Source organism: Streptomyces sp. NPDC030021, from assembly GCF_055574035.1.
In genome coordinates this window covers 415,706-433,889 of sequence record NZ_JBVIAH010000005.1, presented here as the reverse complement: position 1 = coordinate 433,889, position 18,184 = coordinate 415,706, and the positions used below count along the sequence as shown (strand labels likewise).

Genomic DNA, 18,184 nt, shown 5'->3' with positions numbered 1-18,184 from the left:
AGCCCGAAGCGTGCTACCTGCGGTAAATCATCGCAGGCCAGAGATCGGATCGGAATCGAACCGCGACGTACTCGACACCAAGGCCGCCCCGGCCTGTTCCGGCCGCCGGTTAACCGGTGGAGGTCACGGGTGTCCGGTGGCAGGGTGAGGCCCATGCCGTCGCACCACGCCGAGCAGCTGATCCGCGAGTTGCACGCCTCGCTGGGGCTGCGCAGACGTCCCGAGGACATCGCCCGGCTCGTCCAGGACCTGTTCGCCGCCCGCCGGGTCGATCCCGGCCCCGCCACCGCCGAGGCCCTGGAGAAGGCCTCCAGGAACTCCCTGCGCCGCCTCTGGCACGGATACACCTCCATGCTGGAGGAGTTCGCCGCGCCCGTCGGCGCGCAGCGCCAGCTCGCCCGCGCCACGGCGCTGTTCGCGTCCGTTCCCGAACTCCCCGAAGGGGCCGGGGACGATCCCGCCGAAATCGAGGCGGTCATCCGCCGGGCCGGCGAGGAGATTCACCGGCAGTACGGGGAGAACGACTTCGGCCTGGACCGGCTGAACCGGACGGAGCGGGCCGAAGCCGGCATCGGCGAGCTGTCCAAGCGTCAGTACAACAAGCGTTTCCGGCTGCTGCGGCGGATGGAGGCCAAGCTGGCCCGGCTGCTGCACGAGCAGCGCCGCCACGAGGTCACCATGACCGGCAAGGGAGCGCTCGCGCACACGCTGCCGTACGAGGTGTTCGGCGCGGACCCCGACACCGCCGCGTTCATCGCGTACCTGACCGCCCGCGCGAACATGCGCAGCGTCTTCACCAGCGGCCGGCAGCGCCGGCCGTACGACGAGGTCGCCGACGCGCTCCTGCGGCGCCTGCGCGCGGCGCCCGGGCGGACGGACTGGTACGCCGTGGCGCACGTCCACCCGACCAGCGAGGTGCTCGGGCACCTGTCCGACCAGGAGCTGATCCGGCTGCTGGTGCGGTGGAACCGCTTCCTGCGCGAGGTGGCCGAGCTGCTGGAGGACGCGTGGAACCGCTCCGGCTTCGAGGCCACGAGCATGGTGGTGCGACGCGGCGACGACTCCTCGACGTGGAACCAGGCCGCCCAGGCCTGGGGCACCGCCCGCGCGCACTGGTTCGCCCTGATGACCGAGCTGGGCCAGGAGGAGGTCCTGGACCGGGTCTGCCCGGGCAAGGTCCCGCGGCTGATGGCGGCCGACGTGGCCGCGTGGCACCGCAGGCGGGGCGGCGGGCTGCACCCCGACACGTACGTGTGGGCGGATCTGCCCCGGCCCTGGGAGGTCCTGCGGGGCGAGAAGGAATGCACGCGCTCGCTGGTGGAGGCGGCCTGCGCCCGGCACGGCGTGGACCCGGTGGCGGGCGGCTGGACCGCGCCCCGCCCGACGGCGGAGGCCGTCCGCTACCGGCCCACGCCGGAACTGGTCCACGGAGTGGCCGTCGCCGACCCGCTGATGGCGAGCGCGATGCGGTCGGCGGGGGTCTTCTCGGGCCGCGGCAAGCGCGCGGCGGCCGAGGAATGGCTGTGACGCCCCGGCGGTGAAATCCCGTTGACCGGGAGGGCGCGGCCTGCGGATGATCGGGGCGGCGGCGAGGAAGCTCTGCGGAGGAGCGCCCGGCTCGATCTCCGGGTGGACGCAGGTTCGAATCCTGTCCTCGCCGCCCTCACCGGCTTCGACATCCGGTGCCGGACCGCCCTGGCCCGCGTCCGGTCCCTCTTGCCCCCGCGCGGCGACGATCGCGTGGCCCGGCCGCGACGGCGAGGAGCAGTGGTGGCTGAGGCGCTTCCCCCGACTGCTCGTGACCGAACCCGGGGACTCTGCGACGGGGGCCGACCCGAGGGCTGGTTGAGGACGCCCTTCCCCAAGCCGGATTCCGTCCGGGTCGTCACCTGACCCGCCCGTACGGGCCCGCCGGCCGGTTCGCTACCGTGAACCGACTACTGCGGTGACGAAGAGTGCGGGCATGCGGGTGGGACCGGCGATCGACGAGGCCGCGGGGCTGCTGGAGGGCTGACTGCGCTCCGGGCGGCCGGCCGGTGCCGGCCTCGGCACGGAGGCGGCCGGGTGCACCCCCACGGCGTCACTGGATGACCTGTGGGTGCGAGGGGCTCGTTACCTCGGAGGTAATCGTCTCCGCTTGCCTGCACGGGCAGGATCGGTGATCTCCCCGCGTCGAAGGACGCGGAACCAGGACGGAGAGGTCAGCCATGTCCATGGCCGTACGGACGAACACGCGCACCGTGGTCGAGGAGTTGCTGCGCCGGATCGGCGAGGGCGACCCCGAGCGCATCGCCGAGTTGTATGCCGAGCAGGGCGATTGGAAGCTCGACTGGCCGGAGGCCGAGCACGGCCGTACTGCCACGCCGTGGATCCGGCACCGGTCCACCCGGGCCGACGCGGCCGCCCACTATCGCGAGCTTGCCGAGCACCACGTGCCCGAGGACGTGGGGACCGAGGTCGAGCGCATCCTCATCGACGGAACTGACGCGGTCGTGCTCGGCGAGATCCGCCAGACCGCCCGGCCCACCGGACGCGCGTACCGCGCACGGTTCGCCCTGCACCTCACCGTCGAGGACGGCCTCGTCACCCGGCACCACGTCTACGAGGACAGCCTCGCCGTCGCCCAGGCATTCGAGGCCGGGAATCGGTGAAGGACCGGCCTGGTCCGGGTCCTTCGGGTCGAGGTGGCGGACTACCTCGCATCGGTGGCCGGCCGGCCGGTCAGCGATCCCTGCGGCTCGCCCCGTACGAGCTTTCCGGCAGCGCTCAGCAGCCGGGCCGGAACGTCCGGCCGCTGCCGGGCGCGCTGCGCGAGGTGGTGGCGCAGGGCCGGGTCCGGGGCGCACCGGTAGCGTTCGAGGTAGTAGGCGATCTGGTCGGACCAGACCCAGAGGCCGTCGGTGCGGAAACCGGCGGGCACCACCCTGCTCCGGGCCGGATCGAGGCGGTCCGGTTCCGGGACGAGGCCGTGCAGGGCCACGGGAGCATCCCTGAGGGAGCTGAGCAGGGCGGCGCACTCCTCGGCGGAGGTCACGTGCTCACGGTCGGGTGCGATGGCGGGCGCTCCGTCGGGCCCCCGGAAGTCGAAGACCCGCGCGAGGTGCAGCGCGGTGGCCGGGGACGTCCCGCCGTCCGGCGATCGCGGGGCGTGCGCTTCGGCGAGCGGGTCGGCCAGCGTGGGCGTGTAGCCGCGCGGCGCCTCCAGCTGCCGGAGCCGTCCGCCGACGGCCGCGGCGTCCGGCGGCCGGGCCTCGCGGTCCTTGGCCAGCAGATCGAGGATGAGCCGTTCCAGGCCGGCCGGCAGATCGGGGCGGAGCTCCGTCGGTGGGGGCGGAGGTTCGTGGAGGTGCCGGGCAAGGACGGAGTGGACCGCTCCGGTTCCGAACGGCGGTGCCCCTGTGACCAGTTCGTACAGGAGGCAGCCGAGCGAGTAGAGGTCGGCGCGGGCGTCCACCGCCACGCCCTGGATCTGTTCCGGGGAGGCGTAGGGCGGGCTTCCCAGGAAGTGCCCGCTCACCGTCAGTTTGGTCAGGCCCCGGCGGCCCGGCGCGGCTCCGGGCAGCAGCGCGGCGATGCCGAAGTCCACGACCTTGACGGTTCCGGTCCGGGTCAGGATGACGTTCGACGGCTTGAGGTCCCGGTGGACGATCTCCTTCGCGTGCGCGGTGTGCAGCGCGGCGCAGATCTGGCGGGCCCATGCGAGTACGTCGGTCAGGGGCGGCGGTGCCCCGCCGCGGACCAGGGTGTCCAGCGAGCTGCCCTCGACCAGCTCCATCACCACGTGGTAGCAGGGGTCCTTCCTGAAGTCGTAGACCGTGACGATGTGCGGGTCTCCGGCCAGCCGTGCGGTGAAACTGGCCTCGCGCTCGAACCGGGCCCGGAAGTGCATGTCCTGCGCCGCGGCGGGGTGGATCAGCTTGAGCGCGACCTCCCGGTCGAGCAGTTCGTCGTGGGCGCGCCACACCTCGCCCATCCCGCCCGCCCCCAGCAGCACGCGCAGCCGGTAGCGCCCGTCGAGCAGCCGGCCGTCCGTGGCGCCGGTCACCGGGCTCACCCGCCGTCTCCGCCCGCCGCGCCCGTCAGACCGAATCCGGCGCTCGCGAGCAGGCCGGCCAGCGAGTCGGTCGTGACGGCGAAGGCGGGCTCCGACTCCGCGCGCAGGGCCAGCGTGCCGATCACCTCGCCGAGCTCGTTGAGCAGGGGGCCGCCGGCCGCTTCGGGGGGCAGTCCCAGATCGGTCTTGAACAACTGGAGTCGCTGCTCCGGGAAGACCTCGAACTTCTCGACGATGCCGGGCAGCAGTGCGTCGTCCGGGGCCGGGGCCCAGACGAGGTCACCGATGTGGACGAGCCGGGGGAAGCCCAGGCGCAGCGGCGCCGCCTGCACCGGTTCGGCCAGGAGCAGCACGGCCGTGGCGATGGAGGGGGAGTCGGCGAGGAAGACCCGGCGTACGGCCCGCTCCCCTTCGACCAGGCGCACCGTCATCCCCTCGGGGTCCTGCGCCGACCACCGCCGGCTGGTCAGGACGTGGCGGTCCGAGATCAGGAAGCCGCCGCCCTCCTGGCCGCTGCCGTCCGCCACCCGCACCAGGGCGGACCTGGCCGATGCCACGAACGCCCCGGGGTCTTCGGGGTCGAGCACGACCGCGCGCAGCCGGGCCGCGTCGGCCAGCAGCGTCCGCCGGTAGCCCTCCACGTCCCCGGCGCCGGCGAGGCAGCGCAGCCGTCGCCGGAGGTCGTCGGGGTCGGTGAGCGGCTCGGCCAGTTCCTCCAGCGCGTGGAGCGCCCGGCCGTGGTCACCGGCGTCGTGCAGGGCGCGGAAGCGCGTCAGCGGGTCGCTGTCCACGGCGGCGAGGGCGGCGAGCACGCCGTTCCAGCGCGTCAGCCGGGCCATGCCCTGCCGCATGGCGTCGAGGTGCACCCCGAGCTGGTGGGCGAGGTGCTGTCCCGCGGCTGTCCGTTCCGCCAAGGCCGGCTGGGAGAGGTGGTCCCGCGCGGTGGTCAGCAGATCCCGCAACGGGGCGCGCAGGGAGAGGAGTTCGCCTTCCAGCTCGGCCGACTGCGGGCCGTACATCTCGGCGAGCATGCCCTGCGTGGCCGGGTCCAGGGCCCGGCGGGACGGCCGGTGGGCGCTCAGGCGCTCGCGGAACTCGTGGCAGATCGGCTCGCAGTCGCCGAGCTCGGCCGCCTCCTCGACCAGCCGGCGCAGGGCGCGCCTGAGTTCCTCCAGTTCGCGCTGGACGGTGTGCCGCCGCGACATCGTCTCGATCTCGCTCGGTGCGAGCAGGGTCGTCCCGATGAACTCGGCCGAGCTGCTGTTCCCGGTCACCGTGTCGCGCGCCGTGACCGTCAGGACGCAGCTCCTGTCGAACCCGAAGGTCACTTCGATCTGCGGCACTCCGCGCGCGACCGGCGGGATGCCCGTCAGCCGCAGGACCCCCACCAGCGAACGGGGCTCGATCCCGCCGATGTAGACCACGATGTCCACCTGCATCTGAAGGTCCCGGGTCGTGGTGTAGATCTTCGACTCCTGGGTCGGGATGGACGTGTTCCGCTCGATGAGGACGGAGAAGCCCTCGGTGCCGTCGGCCTCGGCGACCGCGATCCCGAGGTCGAAGGGGGTCACGTCCTCCAGTTGGATGTCCTTCAGGTGGCCGGAGAGCACCGCCCCTTCCAGTGCGGCACCGCAGGCCACGGCCGTCCGGGCATCCGACAGGACGGTGCGGTCGGCCTCGAAGACCTCTTCCACGGTCCCGCTGATCAGCGGCGAGAGCATCGGACCACCGACCAGGACGAGGTGGTCGGGCGGGAGGCCGCGTTCGTCCATCATCCGCTCGCAGACGTCGCGCAGGGTGCGCAGCGAGTCGGCGAGCAGGGCGGCGAGCTCGTCACGGGTCAGCTCCAGGCGCACTTCCGGCTGCCCGAGGTAGGCGTTGAGGGTGTATTCGGCCTCGCGCTGGGAGGAGAGGGCGATCTTGAGGTGCTCGGCGGCCAGTTCGAGCCGTCGGCGCGCCCGGCCGGTCGCCGGGACGTCCAGTCCGCGGGCGCGGAGCCGCCGCGCGAGCTCGTCGGCCACGATGCGGTCGAAGTCGTACCCGCCGTACTCGTTGTCGCCGAGGATGTTCCGGACCTGGTAGCGGTTGCCCCGGACCTCCATGGCGCTCACGTCGAGGGTGCCCGCGCCGAGGTCCACGACGGTGACCTCGCCGCTCAGCCGCCGCTGGGCCGCGGCCGCCAGGCAGGCCGCGGTCGGCTCGTGAATCAGGCGCCTGGCCTTCACCCCGGCGATCTCGCACGCGTTGCGGGTGGCGTGCTTGGCGTTGTTGAGGAAGTACGCGGGGATGGTGAGGATCGCCTCCTCCCGCTTCAGTGTGAGGTCGTGATGTCCGGCCGCCCAGTCCAGCCAGTCCTCGCGAACCTGTCCGAGCGCTTCGCGGGCCAGCTCACCGAGCCGTTCCCGTACCTGCCCGGCGAGGTATTTCTCCACCAGCGTCCGGGCGTGCGCGATCAGGCGGGCGGCGACCTCTTCCGGCCGGTAGGAGCGGTCGAGGATGGTGTAGGACATGCCGTCGCCCATCCGGCGCTTGGACGCGCTGATGTGGCCGACCACCCAGGAGGCGAGGATCTGGTCGCCGGTCAGTCCGACGCGTTCCTCGCCCCCCTTCGTCACCGTCAAGGTGGAGGCGAACTGGGAGTTCACCCCGTCCGGACAGATCACCGGCTGTCCGCTGTGCGCGTCGTAGAGGGCGGCGACACACGAGTGGGTCCCGAGGTCGAGGCCCCAGACGGTGGCGAAGCGGGTGTCCGTCTCGGCGCGGGCCCGCTGCGCCCACTCGGCGGCCCGCTCCTCGAACTCCTTGCGGCCGACGGCGCCGATCGCCTGCAGGGCCTGGCTCACCCGTTCCCGCTGCAGCTCGGGGACGGCGGCGTCGTCCTGTTCGACCAGCGACCTCAGCAGCCCCGGGGCCGCCGAGTCGCGTCCCCTGCGTTCCATGGCGTCCAGGCAGCGCTCGACGAGCTCGGCGATGTCGCCCGTCCTGCGCAGGAACGGAGCCAGCCGCGGGTCCTCGATCGCCTCCCCGCCCTTCCAGCGGATCAGACAGCGGGCCGCCGCCGAGGCGTCGTCCGCCCGGCCGTAGAGCACGACTGCCTCCTCGTACCGCCCGTCCTGCTCGTGCAGGCGGGCCGCGCCGAGCAGGTCGCCGCCGGCTTCGCGGGCCGCTGCGCGAGCAGCCCGGCCCTCGGCCGAGTCCTCGCTCTTGAGGACACGGTCGGCGTCGCCGAACCGCTCGGCCTTCCGGAAGAGGGTGTGCGCCCGGTAGAGATCACCGGCGTCCTCGGCGTGCCCGGCCGCCTCCGCGGGCTGGCTGGCCGCCTCCTCGAACCGGCTCCACTCCAGGTGCACGGCCGGGCGGTCCTCCGCGGGTGCCTGCCGCAGCAGATCGTCCAGACGGCGCCGCTCGACCGCGACGACGGCCGCGCGTAACCCCTCCAGCTCGGCCTTCCGGTCGACGATCAACTCCGTCGGCCTCGCGGCCCGTTCCAGTTGGCCGAGGATCTCCGAGACGAGCCCGAGGGCGGCGATCCGGTCGCCCCGTTGCACCTGGCCGTCGATGTCCGGGCGGCAGGCGGCGGCCAGGGAGGCCAGCCGGTCGGGCTCCTCGGCGGGGCAGGTCGCGAGCGCGGCCCGGTGATCGCCGAGCTGCTCGTGGCAGCGGCTCACCAGATCGTGCCGGCCGGCCTGCTCGCAGTGTGCCAGCGCCTCGGCGGGCCGGCCTGCGGCGAGGAGGAGTTCACCGGCCCGCTCGTGGAAGTCCCGGGCCCGCTCGGACAGGCCTTCCGTCCGGGCCAGTTCCAGTGCGGCCAGGACGTCGTCGATCCGCTGCGAGGTCGCGCAGCAGTCCAGCGCCTCGCGCTTGCGTACGGGGTTGTCCGCGAGCCGCACGGCATCGCCCCCGCGGCCGAGGAAGAGCTTCACCGGGTACAGGTCCGGCACCAGGGGGTCGGCGAGGTGGTCGAAGAAGGTGCTCCACAGCGCGGCGTCGTGGGCGAGCGCGGCCCTCGCGGTGTACGCCCGTAAGGCCTGCGTCGTCGTGCCGATGTCGAGGAGACCTGCGTCCTGGCGGCGCCGCAGCAAGGAGACGAGGCTGTCGGCGCTGTCCCGCTCACCCGCCAGCACCGCCAGCCGGCCCCCGGCCTCACGTTCCAGCGCGAGGTCTCCGGCGCGGCCCGCCGCCTCGGCGATCACGGTGAGGGCGGTACGGTCGCCGTGCCCGACGGCTTCGTGCAGCGCCGCCTTCCGGGCCGGCCCCAGGGCCGCCGCGTACCCCTCGGCGGGCAGTCGACGGCCCGGCCGCTCCAGCAGGTCGGCCGCCAGCGCCGGGTCGTGGTCGAGCGCCTCCACGAGCGCCCGGCCGAAGGCCTCGGCGGCCTGGTCCAGTTCTCTTCCGGTCAGCAGTGCGGGCCGGAAGGTCTGCTCCACCAGCTTCAGCGCCTTGCGCAGGCTGCGGGGTCTGCCGTCCGAAGACCTGTTGAGCCACACCTGTCCTCATCCCCCTGCGATCACAAGGCCGGGCCCTGATCTCACATGCTAACGACCCCGGGGACAAAGGGAGATGGGACTGCGGGACTGCTCGCGATCTCCAGGTGGACGCAGGTTCGAATCCGGTCCGGCGCCTCGGCGGAACCGACGCCGCCCCGGAGGAGGGCACACTGCCCCGTCGGCCGAAACCATCCCTTGCGTACCGCGGGTAACGGCCTTTAGGGTCGGCGGACTTGAGGAACGGGAGGCACCATGGAAAGCGACAGGGCACCAGAGGACGACACCCGGACCAAGCCGGAGATCAAGAAGGTGGCCGTCCGCGACGAGGCCAGGAAGCGCGACCGGCTCACCATCGACAAGCGACCGTCGTCCTGACCGCGCGGGAGTCGGCGCCCGGCCCGGCACCGAGGACGCCGGGCGCCAGGGGGTTTCTTGTCGGTCAGGCCGGACCCCGCGAGCCCGGCGTGATCGGCAAGACACCCCCTGAGGCCCCGTGCCGGGCTGCCGACCGGCCGGCCCGGCGGACGGAGCGAGGCCGGGCGGGGAGGACCGCATGCGCATCCATCTGGTGACCATGCCCTGGCAGCCGATCGACCTGCCCTCGCTCCAGATCGGCCTGCTGCACTCCCTCCTGACCCGCACCCGGCCCTCCGACGAGATCCACGAGTTCCACGGTTCGCTGCGCTGGGCGGAATTCCTGCTGGAGCGGACGGACGGACTGCTGCGCCCGGCCGACCACGCCGAGGTGGGCAGCGACTCGATCTTCGACGGGCTTGGCGACTGGGTCTTCTCGGGCGTGCTCTACGCGGACCCCGACTGGGGCGTCGCACGGCTCGGCGCGTACGCGCAGCGGCGCGGGATCCCGGTGGACAAGGCGCATGCCATGCGGGTCCACGCGGCGGATTTCATCTCCAGCAGCGCCTCGGAGATCCTCGACGAGGACCCGGACGTCGTCGGGTTCACCAGCACGTTCATGCAGAACGTGTCCTCGCTCGCGCTCGCCGCCGAGCTCAAGCGCCGCCGCCCCGGCCTCACCGTGGTCTTCGGCGGCAGCAACTGCGACGGGCCGATGGGCCACGCCCTGCACCGCAACCATCCCTTCGTCGACCATGTGGTGCGCGGGGAGGGGGAGTACGCGTTCCCCGCCCTGCTGGCCCATCTGGACGCCGGGACCCCGCCCGTCGACGTACCGGGCCTGTGCTGGTGGGACGGCGGGACCTCGCGGGCGAACGAGGAGACCCGCCGTACGGTGGCGCCGCGTGACATCGCCTCGCCCGACTACGACATCTGGCAGGCGGAGCTCGACGCCTCCCCGGTGGCCGAGTACGTCCGTCCGAAACTGGTCGTGGAAGGCGCGCGCGGCTGCTGGTGGGGCGAGAAGCACCATTGCACGTTCTGCGGTCTCAACGGCTCGGCGATGGCGTTCCGCGCCAAGCCCGGTGAGCAGTTGTGGGCCGAAGTCGACCGGCTCGTCCGGCGGCACCGGATCCTCGACATCGTCACGGTCGACAACATCATCGACATGGCGTACTTCACGGACTTCCTGCCGCTCGCCGCCGACAGCGGCTGGGACCTCCTGATGCACTACGAGGTCAAGTCCAACCTCACCACGGACCAGCTGGCGCTCCTGGCCCGCTCGGGAGCGGTGCACATCCAACCGGGGATCGAGAGCCTCAACAACCGCGTCCTCGGCCTCATGGACAAGGGAGTCACCGGCTCCCGCAACGTCCGCACGCTCCGGGAATGCGCCGACCGGTCGCTCACGTGCACGTGGAACTACCTGTACGGGTTCCCGGGCGAGACGGCGGACGATTACGACCCGGTCGTCGACCAGATCCCCGCGCTCGTGCACCTGCAGCCACCGGGCGGCGCGTTCCGCATCCAGCTGGAGCGGTTCAGCCCGCACTTCGCCGATCCCGCCCTCGGCTTCGCCGAGCGGACCCCTGCCGAGATGTACGGCCATGTGTACGACCTCCCCGAGGAGGAACTGGCCGACCTGGTGTACCTCTTCGACACCCCGCCCCGCGGGATCGGCGGCAGGACGGAGGAGCGGCTCGCACGGGCCGTCGAGGACTGGCGGGCCGGGCACGCCGGTTCGACGCTGCTGATGGAATCCGGCGCGGACGGTGACCTGCTGGTGCACGACCGGCGGCGCGGATGGCCGGCCCGGACGCATCGGCTCGGCGGCTGGGAGGCCGCCGCGTTCCGGCACCTGGAACACGGCCGCTCCGGGCCCGCCCTGCACCGGCTCCTCACCGAGGAGGGGCATCCGGTCACCCCGGAACGGCTCACGGAGTGGCTCGGAGAGGGCGTGTCCCTGGGGCTGCTGTTCTTCGACGGACGGTCGTACGTGTCGCTGCCTCTGCGGAACGCTCCGGTCCGCACGGTCGCCGTCACGGACGGTGCCGGGGCGGGGGCCGACACCGAGGTGGTGGCCATATGACCGGCGGGCAGGTGGTGGTGGACGAGCCACTGCCGCTGGGCACGGGCGGACGCGGCGCGGCGGACGCCGTGCGTTTCCTGCGCGACTGCCAGAGCCGGGCGCTCACGGTGCGCTGGGTCCCGGACAGCGACGCCCTGCCCTTCGACACCGGGCTGCTGCACCACCTCCCGCCACCGGCTCCCCGCCCCGCCTCCCCGGACGGGTCCGGCAGGTCCGGCAGGTCCGACGAGGCGGCCGTGTGGAGGTCCCGGTACGCGTACGGCCTGCTCTACCACCGCCGCGGGCCGGATTTCGTGACGGTCATGGACCGCAGGGATCCCTCGGCCTCGGCCCGGTTCACCATCGACCAGCCTGCACTGCTCGGCGCCTTCCTCACCGTGCAGGAACCCACGGCCCTCGACGAGCTCGACGCGACACGGCGCGAGGCCGTGTCCCTGCTGGCGGACGAACGTCTCGTCCTGGTCACGCAGGGGTGGGCGGTGGCACTGCCGCCGCGCCTGCGCCGCTGGCCCGTCCCCTGCACGAGCGTCTGACCTGTGACCTCGTCGCCGACCCGACCCCCGTCCACGGCCGCCGACGGCGGCGGCACGCCGTGGGGTGCGCTGCGGCGGCATCGCCCGTTCCTGCTGCTCTGCGGCGAACAGGCGGCCAGCTCCGTCGGACGGCAGATCACCGCGCTCGCACTGGCGATGCTGGCCGTGACCCGACTGGACGCGGGCCCGTTCGGGGCGTCGGCGCTGCTGGCCCTGACCTATCTCCCCGGCGCCGTGCTCAGCCCCCTCGCCGGTGTGCTCGCCGACCGGGCCCGGCTGCGCACCCTCGCCGTCACGCTCACCTCGCTGCAGGTGGTGGTCGTCGCCTCGGTGCCGCTCGCCGGGGCACTCGGGAGCCTCGGCCTGCCGCACCTGTACGTGGTGGCCGCCCTGTCGGGCTCGCTGACCTGGACCCTCTCGGTGGCGCTGCAGGCGGCGCTGCCCCGAGTGGTCAGGCCCGAGCAGCTCCTGACCGGCAACTCGGCCCTGACCGGCGCCCGTACGACGGGCATGATCGGCGGCCCCGCCCTGGGCGGCGTCCTCGTCGGTCTCGTCGGGGCGTCCTCCGCCCTGCTGGCCGGCGGCGCCGCCTACACGGTCGAGGCCGTGCTGCTGTTCGCCCTGCCCGCGTCGCTGAACAGACCGGCCGAGCCCACCGGACGCCAGGGCCCCCGGCTCGCCGCGCTCCGCGAGGGGCTGGCGGTGGTCCGGGCGGAACCGGTGCTGCGCCGGCAGGTGCTCGCGGGCGCCGGGTTCAACCTCGGCAGCGGGGCTGCGGACGCGCTCTTCGTGGTGTACGCGAATCGCGAACTCGCCCTCTCTGCATGGCAGCTGGGGATCGTGTACGCCGCGTTCAGCGTGGCCACCGTGGCCGGAGTCCTGCTCGCGGGCCGGTTCGCGACGTCCGTCGAGCTGTACCGGGCGACACGGATCTGCGCGGTGGTGGCAGCTCTCGCGATCTTCCTCGTGCCGGCGGCGTCGCTGGGTCTCGCCTTCCCCGCGCTGCTCGCCTACCAACTGGTCTTCGGCATTGCGGCGACCGTTTGGGCGATCTCCATGACGACCACCCAGCAACTGATCGCCCCGCACCACCTCCAGGGCCGCGTCGCCGGCTTCGCCCAGGCGGCACTCCTGACCACCGTCCCGGTGGGGGCCCTGTCCGCGGGCGCGCTGGCGGCCTGGCTGGGGAGCGTCCCCGTGCTGACCGGCGCCGCGGCGGCGGCGCTCCTGGCCGCGTCCTGCTTCTGGCTGCCGCACCGCACCGGCACTGCCGTACTGCCGCCCGCCCCGTGACCTAGTGCTGTGGCCAGGAAGGTTTGCCGGGTTGCGGCGTCCGGTGCATGGGGTCTCCCCAGGCCCGCAGGGCCTAGGGGAAGCATCGCAAGACGGAGGGCCGCGGCTCGTACTGGACGTACTTGCGCGGTCCGACAACCTGGGGGTCCCCCCGGACGGAGTCTGGGGGATGGGGTGCCGTGCCGGGCGTCGCAACCCGGTGAACCTTGCCGGTCACAGCACTAGGTCGCACCGGAGTCCACACGGCACGGACACCCGCGGCAGCGGATGCGGCAGGCGGGCGGGCGGGCGATGCCGACCGGTTCCCTACGGGACGTGGACCCGAGGGGAACCGGACGGGTTCAGCTCTCCTGGCCGCCCGGAGTCAGCCGCAGGGAGATGCTGTTGATGCAGTACCGCTGGTCCGTCGGGGTCGGGTAGCCCTCGCCCTCGAAGACGTGGCCCAGGTGGGAGCCGCACTTCGCGCAGCGGACCTCCGTGCGGACCATCCCGTGCGAGGTGTCGGCGATCAGTTCGACCGCGTCGGTGTCCTTCGGGTCGAAGAAGGACGGCCAGCCGCAGTGCGACTCGAACTTCTCCGACGAGCGGAACAGCTCGGACCCGCAGCCGCGGCAGGAGTAGACGCCCTCCGTCTTGGTGTCCGTGTACTCACCGCGGAAGGCCGGCTCGGTGCCCGCCAGGCGCAGCACCTGGTACTCGGACGGGGTCAGCTCCGCCTGCCACTGCTCGTCCGTCTTCTCGACCTCGTAGGACATGACTCTCCCGCTCCCTCGTACCTTCAGCTCGACAGCCGGGCGAGGATGGCCGGACCGAGGTCCGTGACGTCGCCCGCGCCCATGGTGAGAACGAGATCACCGGGCTTGGCCATTCCCGCGATGGCGTCGGCGACGGCCGCCTTGTCGTGCTCGGCGGTGACGTCGGCGCCCGCCGCCCGCGCGGCCGCGATGATCAGCTCGCTGGTGACGCCGGGGATCGGGTCCTCGCGGGCCGGGTAGATGTCCAGGACCAGGGAGGCGTCGGCCAGGGCCAGCGACTGGCCCATCTCCTTGCCGAGCTCCTGGGTGCGGGAGAAGAGGTGCGGCTGGAAGACGACCAGGATCCGGGCGTCCCCGGCGGCTCCGCGGATGGCCTCCAGGTCGGCGGTCATCTCGGTGGGGTGGTGCGCGTAGGAGTCGATCACCTGGACGCCCGCGGCCTCGCCCTTGAGCTGGAGGCGGCGCTTGACGCCGGTGTACTTGCCGAGCGCGCTCGCCAGGTTGTGCGCCGGGATGCCGAGCGCCACGCCCGCGGCGAGGGCCGCGACGGCGTTGTGCGCGTAGTGGCGGCCGGGGACCGAGACGGTGAAGGTGAGCATCCGGCCGTCCAGGATCACGGTGACCTCGCTGGTCAGGCCGCGCGGGGTGATCTTGGTGATCCGGACGTCTGCGCCCTCCTCCTCGCCGTACGTGACGACGGTGAGGCCCTCCTGTCCGGCGACCCGGCGGGCGATCTCGGCGGCGCCCTCCTGGCCGTGGGCGACGACGAGGGTGCCGCCGGGCACGACCTTGCCGACGAAGGTCTCGAAGGACTCGTAGATCTCGTCGATGGAGGCGTAGTTCGCGTGGTGGTCGAGCTCCGCGTTGAGGATGATCGCGACCTGCGGCGTGTACTTGTGGAAGGTGCGGTCGCTCTCGTCCGCCTCGGCGACGAAGATGTCGCCCTCGCCGTGGTGGGCGTTGGAGCCGGGGGCGTCCAGGTCGCCGCCGATGGCGTACGAGGGGTCCAGGCCCAGGGCCGAGAGGGACACCGCCAGCATCGAGGTGGTGGTGGTCTTGCCGTGCGTCCCGGCGACGGCGATCGGCCGCAGCCCGTCCATCAGGGCGGCCAGCGCGTCGGAGCGGTGCACGACGGGGATGCCGAGCTCGGCGGCGCGGGCCAGCTCGGGGTTGTCGGCGCGGATCGCGCTGGAGACGACCACGCAGGTCGAGTCGGCGGCGAGGTTCCCGGCCGCGTGTCCGCCGTGGACCGTGGCGCCGTGGGCGCGCAGCGCCTCGGCGGTCTCGGAGTCACCGCGGCTGTCGCTGCCGGCCACCTGCGCGCCGCGCTGGGCCAGGATCTTCGCGATGCCGGACATGCCGGCGCCGCCGATGCCGATGAAGTGGGGCCGTTCCATGGCGGTCGGCAGGCCGGGCTTCATTCAGGTCGCTCCAGGATCGTGTTTTCTTGCGGGTGCGCGTGAGGCTCTGACTGGCCCCAGCCTATTCGTTGTGGGCGAAGAGCTTGAGCACGGGAACGCCGACCTTGTGGCGGGCGCGCGAGGCCCAGTCCCGGTGGAAGAACTCCTCCACGAAGTGCGGGGCGGTCAGGACGATCACCTCGTCGGCGTCGTGCTCGTCCACGACGGACTTCAGCTTGTCGAGCGGGTGGTCCTCGATGATCTGCCCGACGGCCTTGGCGCCCTTGGCGCGCAGCGCGTTCAGGGAGTGCGCGAGGGCGTGCGCGGCGGGGCCGAGGGCGTCCTCGCCCTCGGGTTCGTCACCCTCACGGATGGCCTCGGGGAGCTCACCGAGCGCTACGTCGTCGATGGCGCGCAGCAGTCGGTCCTGGTCGCCCCGGGGCTGCATGAGCACGATGAAGGAGACCGCGTCGTCCCCGTGCAGGTTGGTGACGAAGTCCACGTCGACCGCGGTCAGCGGCTGCTCGATCATCAATACGCTCGTGAACACGGACGCCCTCTCCTTCATGGGCCGAGGCCGGCCGGCCGACCCCTGCGGAAACCATCCTGCCCCGCTGTCGCACGGGGCCCTGCGCAGACATACCTGCCCAGTTATGTGCCCAGCGGAAGCAAAGCGGAACGACAAATTCCGCGCCTTGTCAGATCCGACGGTAGCTCGTGAAGAGGAACCCGGCCTCTTCCAGTACGCAGGCGGGCGCGAGCCGGTGCGGAACCGTGACGGAGGGGCCGCCGGCGATCCGCTGGGCGCCTCCCGCCACGAGCATCGGGGAGATCGTCAGGCACAGCTCGTCCAGGGCGTCGGCGGCCACGAACTGACCCAGGAGCCGGGGCCCGCCCTCGGTGAGCTGGCGGCGCAGCCCCCGCGCGGCGAGTTCCCGTACCGCCCGGGCGGCGTCCACGCCCGCGCCGTCACCGGCCACCACGACCTCGGCCCCGGCCGCCACGGCCTCGGCCACCCGGGCGGCGGGCGCGGCGGCCCCGGTGACCACCAGGGTCGGCACCAGCGGGGAGGTGAACAGGGGCAGCGAGAAGTCCAGGTCCAGGCTGGCGGTGACCACGGCGATGGCGGGCGCCGGGCCCTGCCCGGAGGCGGCCCGGCGGGCGGCGAAGGCCTCCCGGGCGCGGGCCGGGCGGTAGCCCTCCTGGCGAACCGTTTCCGCGCCGACGACCACCACATCGGCCAGCGCCCGCAGGGTGCCGAAGATCCGCATGTCGGTCTCGCCGGAGATGGGCTGCGAGCGGCCCTCGTGCTGGGCGCCCCCGTCCAGGGTGGAGACCATGTTGGCCCGGAGCCAGTGGCCGTCCGCCTTCAGCGCGGGGTACGCGTAGGCCTCGGCCAGTTCGTCGAGCGACCACTCCCGGTCGGCCCGGTCCTGGGGCGAGGCTGATGTCTGATCGGTCACAGGGAACAGGCGTCGCATCGGTGCAGTGTGCCACGCCCCGTAGAGTTGAGAGCTGTGTCGACATCTCTCTCCACCTCCGGTTACACCTCCGGCCGGCCCCCCATAGCCGACGCGGGGCCCCAGGCCCTCTGCGCGCGCGAGCCGCGGGTGCCCGCCGAACGGCTGGTGGCCGAGATGGTGCCGCCACCGCGGTTCGACTCGGTGCGCTTCGACACGTACGACCCGGACCCGGCCCAGCCCAGCCAGTCCGAGGCCGTCACCGCGCTGAGCGGCTTCGCCGCCGGTCTGGGCGGTGCGCACGCCAGCGGCGCCGGCAAGAAGCGCTGGTTCTCGAAGAAGCCGACCGCCCCCGCCGCCCCGCGCGGGGTCTACCTCGACGGCGGCTACGGCGTCGGCAAGACCCACCTGCTGGCCTCCCTGTGGCACGCCACCCCGGCCGAACCCGCGCTCAAGGCCTTCGGCACCTTCGTGGAGCTGACCAACCTGGTCGGCGCGCTCGGCTTCCAGCAGACCGTGCAGACCCTCGGCGGACACCGGCTGCTGTGCATCGACGAGTTCGAGCTGGACGACCCGGGCGACACCGTACTGGTGTCCTCGCTGCTCAGCCGCCTCGTCGAGCAGGGTGTGGCACTGGCCGCCACCTCCAACACCCTCCCCGGCAAGCTCGGCGAGGGCCGCTTCGCCTCCGCCGACTTCCTGCGCGAGATCCAGGGGCTGTCGGCGCACTTCCGGCCGCTGCGGATCGACGGCCAGGACTACCGCCACCGCGGTCTCCCGGAGGCCCCGGCGCCCTTCTCGGACGAACAGGTCACCAAGGCCGCGTACGCGACCGAGGGCGCGAGCCTGGACGACTTCCCCGGCCTGCTCGAACACCTGGCCCGGGTGCACCCCAGCCGCTACGGCGCGCTGACCGACGGCCTCACGGCGGTCTGCCTGACCGACGTCGGCCCGGTGCCGGACCAGTCGACGGCGCTGCGGCTGGTGGTACTGGCCGACCGGCTGTACGACCGCGAGATCCCGGTGCTGGCCTCCGGGGTCCCCTTCGACCGGCTGTTCAGTGAGGAAATGCTGAACGGCGGCTATCGGAAGAAGTACTTCCGCGCCATATCGCGGCTCACCGCGCTGGCGCGCGACGCGAAGCCCCTGGTCTCCCAGTAGGTTTGGGGACGCCCGGGACCTTCGGGGCCCGGGCGTTCCCACTTCTACGAAGGGATCCACCATGGCCGCCACACGTAACGCACACGCCGTCTGGGAAGGCGACCTGTTCGAGGGCAAGGGCGTCGTCACCCTCGACTCGTCCGGCCTCGGCAGCTACCCGGTCTCCTGGCCCGCGCGCACCGACGAGGTGGCGAACGGGCGGACCAGCCCGGAGGAGCTCATCGCCGCCGCGCACTCCAGCTGCTTCAACATGGCCTTCTCGAACGTCCTCGCGAAGGCGGGCAACCCGCCGGCGAAGCTGACCACTTCGGCGGCCGTCACCTTCGTACCCGGCAAGGGCATCACCGGCATCCACCTCACCACCGAGGGCGAGGTGCCGGGCCTGGACGCCGACGCGTTCACCGCCGCGGCCGAGGACGCCAAGGCGAACTGCCCGGTCAGCCAGGCGCTGACGGGCACCACGATCACCCTGAGCGCCAAGCTCGTCTGATCGCTCCCGCTTCCGCTCCGGCGGGGGGGGGGGGGGGGGGGGGGGGGGGGGGGGGGGAGAAGAGGGAGGGGGGGGGGGGGGGGGGGGGGGGGGGGGAGGGTTGTGGTG

General features: G+C 72.9%; 14 protein-coding genes and 1 tRNA gene. 9 read left to right on the top strand and 6 right to left on the bottom strand.

Going from position 1 to position 18,184, the window contains the following annotated elements:
* The first annotated feature begins 153 nt into the window (after positions 1–153).
* The 3 genes from ACZ4YL_RS13010 (at position 154) to ACZ4YL_RS13000 (ending at position 2,651) form a co-directional block, all read left to right on the top strand.
* On the top strand, positions 154–1,527 hold the full coding sequence (locus ACZ4YL_RS13010) for a hypothetical protein (RefSeq protein WP_468116167.1): 1,374 nt from the start codon (positions 154–156) through the stop codon (positions 1,525–1,527).
* A gap of 60 nt (positions 1,528–1,587) precedes the next feature.
* A tRNA-Ser gene (locus ACZ4YL_RS13005) sits at positions 1,588–1,660 on the top strand.
* 547 nt (positions 1,661–2,207) lie between these two features.
* A complete protein-coding gene (locus ACZ4YL_RS13000; RefSeq protein WP_468116165.1) occupies positions 2,208–2,651 on the top strand; it encodes a nuclear transport factor 2 family protein in 444 nt (147 codons plus the stop codon).
* A 41-nt stretch (positions 2,652–2,692) separates the two neighbouring features.
* Here the strand turns inward: ACZ4YL_RS13000 and ACZ4YL_RS12995 are convergent, their stop codons facing one another.
* Positions 2,693–4,054 (bottom strand): serine/threonine-protein kinase, encoded by a 1,362-nt coding sequence (locus tag ACZ4YL_RS12995; protein WP_468116163.1) that lies wholly within the window; start codon positions 4,052–4,054, stop codon positions 2,693–2,695.
* Entirely contained in the window at positions 4,051–8,541 is a 4,491-nt protein-coding gene (locus ACZ4YL_RS12990; protein WP_468116161.1) for an Hsp70 family protein, read from the bottom strand. The genes ACZ4YL_RS12995 and ACZ4YL_RS12990 overlap by 4 nt, the downstream gene beginning before the upstream one ends.
* Positions 8,542–8,793: 252 nt before the next feature.
* Here ACZ4YL_RS12990 and ACZ4YL_RS12985 point away from each other — a divergent pair, with 252 nt between their 5' ends.
* From ACZ4YL_RS12985 to ACZ4YL_RS12970, 4 genes are all read left to right on the top strand, one after another.
* Positions 8,794–8,916 carry a hypothetical protein gene (locus ACZ4YL_RS12985; RefSeq protein ID WP_258309265.1) on the top strand — a complete coding sequence of 41 codons (123 nt, stop codon included), beginning with the start codon at positions 8,794–8,796 and terminating at the stop codon, positions 8,914–8,916.
* A gap of 178 nt (positions 8,917–9,094) precedes the next feature.
* Positions 9,095–10,984, top strand: coding sequence for a RiPP maturation radical SAM C-methyltransferase (locus tag ACZ4YL_RS12980; protein WP_468116158.1), 1,890 nt, complete (start codon positions 9,095–9,097; stop codon positions 10,982–10,984).
* Positions 10,981–11,517 carry a DUF5825 family protein gene (locus tag ACZ4YL_RS12975; RefSeq protein WP_468116156.1) on the top strand — a complete coding sequence of 179 codons (537 nt, stop codon included), beginning with the start codon at positions 10,981–10,983 and terminating at the stop codon, positions 11,515–11,517. The genes ACZ4YL_RS12980 and ACZ4YL_RS12975 overlap by 4 nt, the downstream gene beginning before the upstream one ends.
* A 3-nt stretch (positions 11,518–11,520) precedes the next feature.
* Positions 11,521–12,810, top strand: coding sequence for an MFS transporter (locus ACZ4YL_RS12970; RefSeq protein ID WP_468116154.1), 1,290 nt, complete (start codon positions 11,521–11,523; stop codon positions 12,808–12,810).
* Positions 12,811–13,151: 341 nt separating this feature from the next.
* Here ACZ4YL_RS12970 and msrB read toward each other — a convergent pair whose 3' ends face one another.
* From msrB to ACZ4YL_RS12950, 4 genes are all read right to left on the bottom strand, one after another.
* Positions 13,152–13,565 (bottom strand): peptide-methionine (R)-S-oxide reductase MsrB, encoded by a 414-nt coding sequence (gene msrB, locus ACZ4YL_RS12965; RefSeq protein ID WP_468116152.1) that lies wholly within the window; start codon positions 13,563–13,565, stop codon positions 13,152–13,154.
* A 23-nt stretch (positions 13,566–13,588) separates the two neighbouring features.
* Positions 13,589–14,986, bottom strand: a complete 1,398-nt coding sequence (gene murC, locus ACZ4YL_RS12960; protein ID WP_382545628.1) for a UDP-N-acetylmuramate--L-alanine ligase — start codon at positions 14,984–14,986, stop codon at positions 13,589–13,591.
* Between the two features lie 61 nt (positions 14,987–15,047).
* Positions 15,048–15,515: an indole-3-glycerol phosphate synthase gene (locus tag ACZ4YL_RS12955; protein ID WP_468116150.1), complete on the bottom strand. Its 468-nt coding sequence runs from the start codon at positions 15,513–15,515 to the stop codon at positions 15,048–15,050.
* Positions 15,516–15,663: 148 nt separating this feature from the next.
* A complete protein-coding gene (locus ACZ4YL_RS12950) occupies positions 15,664–16,446 on the bottom strand; it encodes a pyrimidine reductase family protein (RefSeq protein ID WP_468116148.1) in 783 nt (260 codons plus the stop codon).
* Between the two features lie 84 nt (positions 16,447–16,530).
* On the opposite strand from ACZ4YL_RS12950, the gene zapE reads away from it, so the two are divergent.
* Together zapE and ACZ4YL_RS12940 are read left to right on the top strand one after the other, a co-directional pair.
* Complete coding sequence (gene zapE, locus ACZ4YL_RS12945) at positions 16,531–17,586, top strand: cell division protein ZapE (protein WP_468116289.1); 1,056 nt, start codon at positions 16,531–16,533, stop codon at positions 17,584–17,586.
* 61 nt (positions 17,587–17,647) lie between these two features.
* Complete coding sequence (locus tag ACZ4YL_RS12940; RefSeq protein WP_468116146.1) at positions 17,648–18,076, top strand: OsmC family protein; 429 nt, start codon at positions 17,648–17,650, stop codon at positions 18,074–18,076.
* The last annotated feature ends 108 nt before the right edge of the window (positions 18,077–18,184 follow it).

What these genes read in the sequence shown, in the direction of transcription:
- ACZ4YL_RS13000 (WP_468116165.1), top strand. Translation starts at nt 2,208, where the DNA reads ATGTCCATGGCCGTACGGACGAACACGCGCACCGTGGTCGAGGAGTTG.
- ACZ4YL_RS12940 (WP_468116146.1), top strand. Translation starts at nt 17,648, where the DNA reads ATGGCCGCCACACGTAACGCACACGCCGTCTGGGAAGGCGACCTGTTC.
- murC (WP_382545628.1), bottom strand. Translation starts at nt 14,986, where the DNA reads ATGAAGCCCGGCCTGCCGACCGCCATGGAACGGCCCCACTTCATCGGC.
- ACZ4YL_RS12975 (WP_468116156.1), top strand. Translation starts at nt 10,981, where the DNA reads ATGACCGGCGGGCAGGTGGTGGTGGACGAGCCACTGCCGCTGGGCACG.
- ACZ4YL_RS13010 (WP_468116167.1), top strand. Translation starts at nt 154, where the DNA reads ATGCCGTCGCACCACGCCGAGCAGCTGATCCGCGAGTTGCACGCCTCG.
- ACZ4YL_RS12950 (WP_468116148.1), bottom strand. Translation starts at nt 16,446, where the DNA reads ATGCGACGCCTGTTCCCTGTGACCGATCAGACATCAGCCTCGCCCCAG.
- msrB (WP_468116152.1), bottom strand. Translation starts at nt 13,565, where the DNA reads ATGTCCTACGAGGTCGAGAAGACGGACGAGCAGTGGCAGGCGGAGCTG.
- ACZ4YL_RS12985 (WP_258309265.1), top strand. Translation starts at nt 8,794, where the DNA reads ATGGAAAGCGACAGGGCACCAGAGGACGACACCCGGACCAAGCCGGAG.
- ACZ4YL_RS12980 (WP_468116158.1), top strand. Translation starts at nt 9,095, where the DNA reads ATGCGCATCCATCTGGTGACCATGCCCTGGCAGCCGATCGACCTGCCC.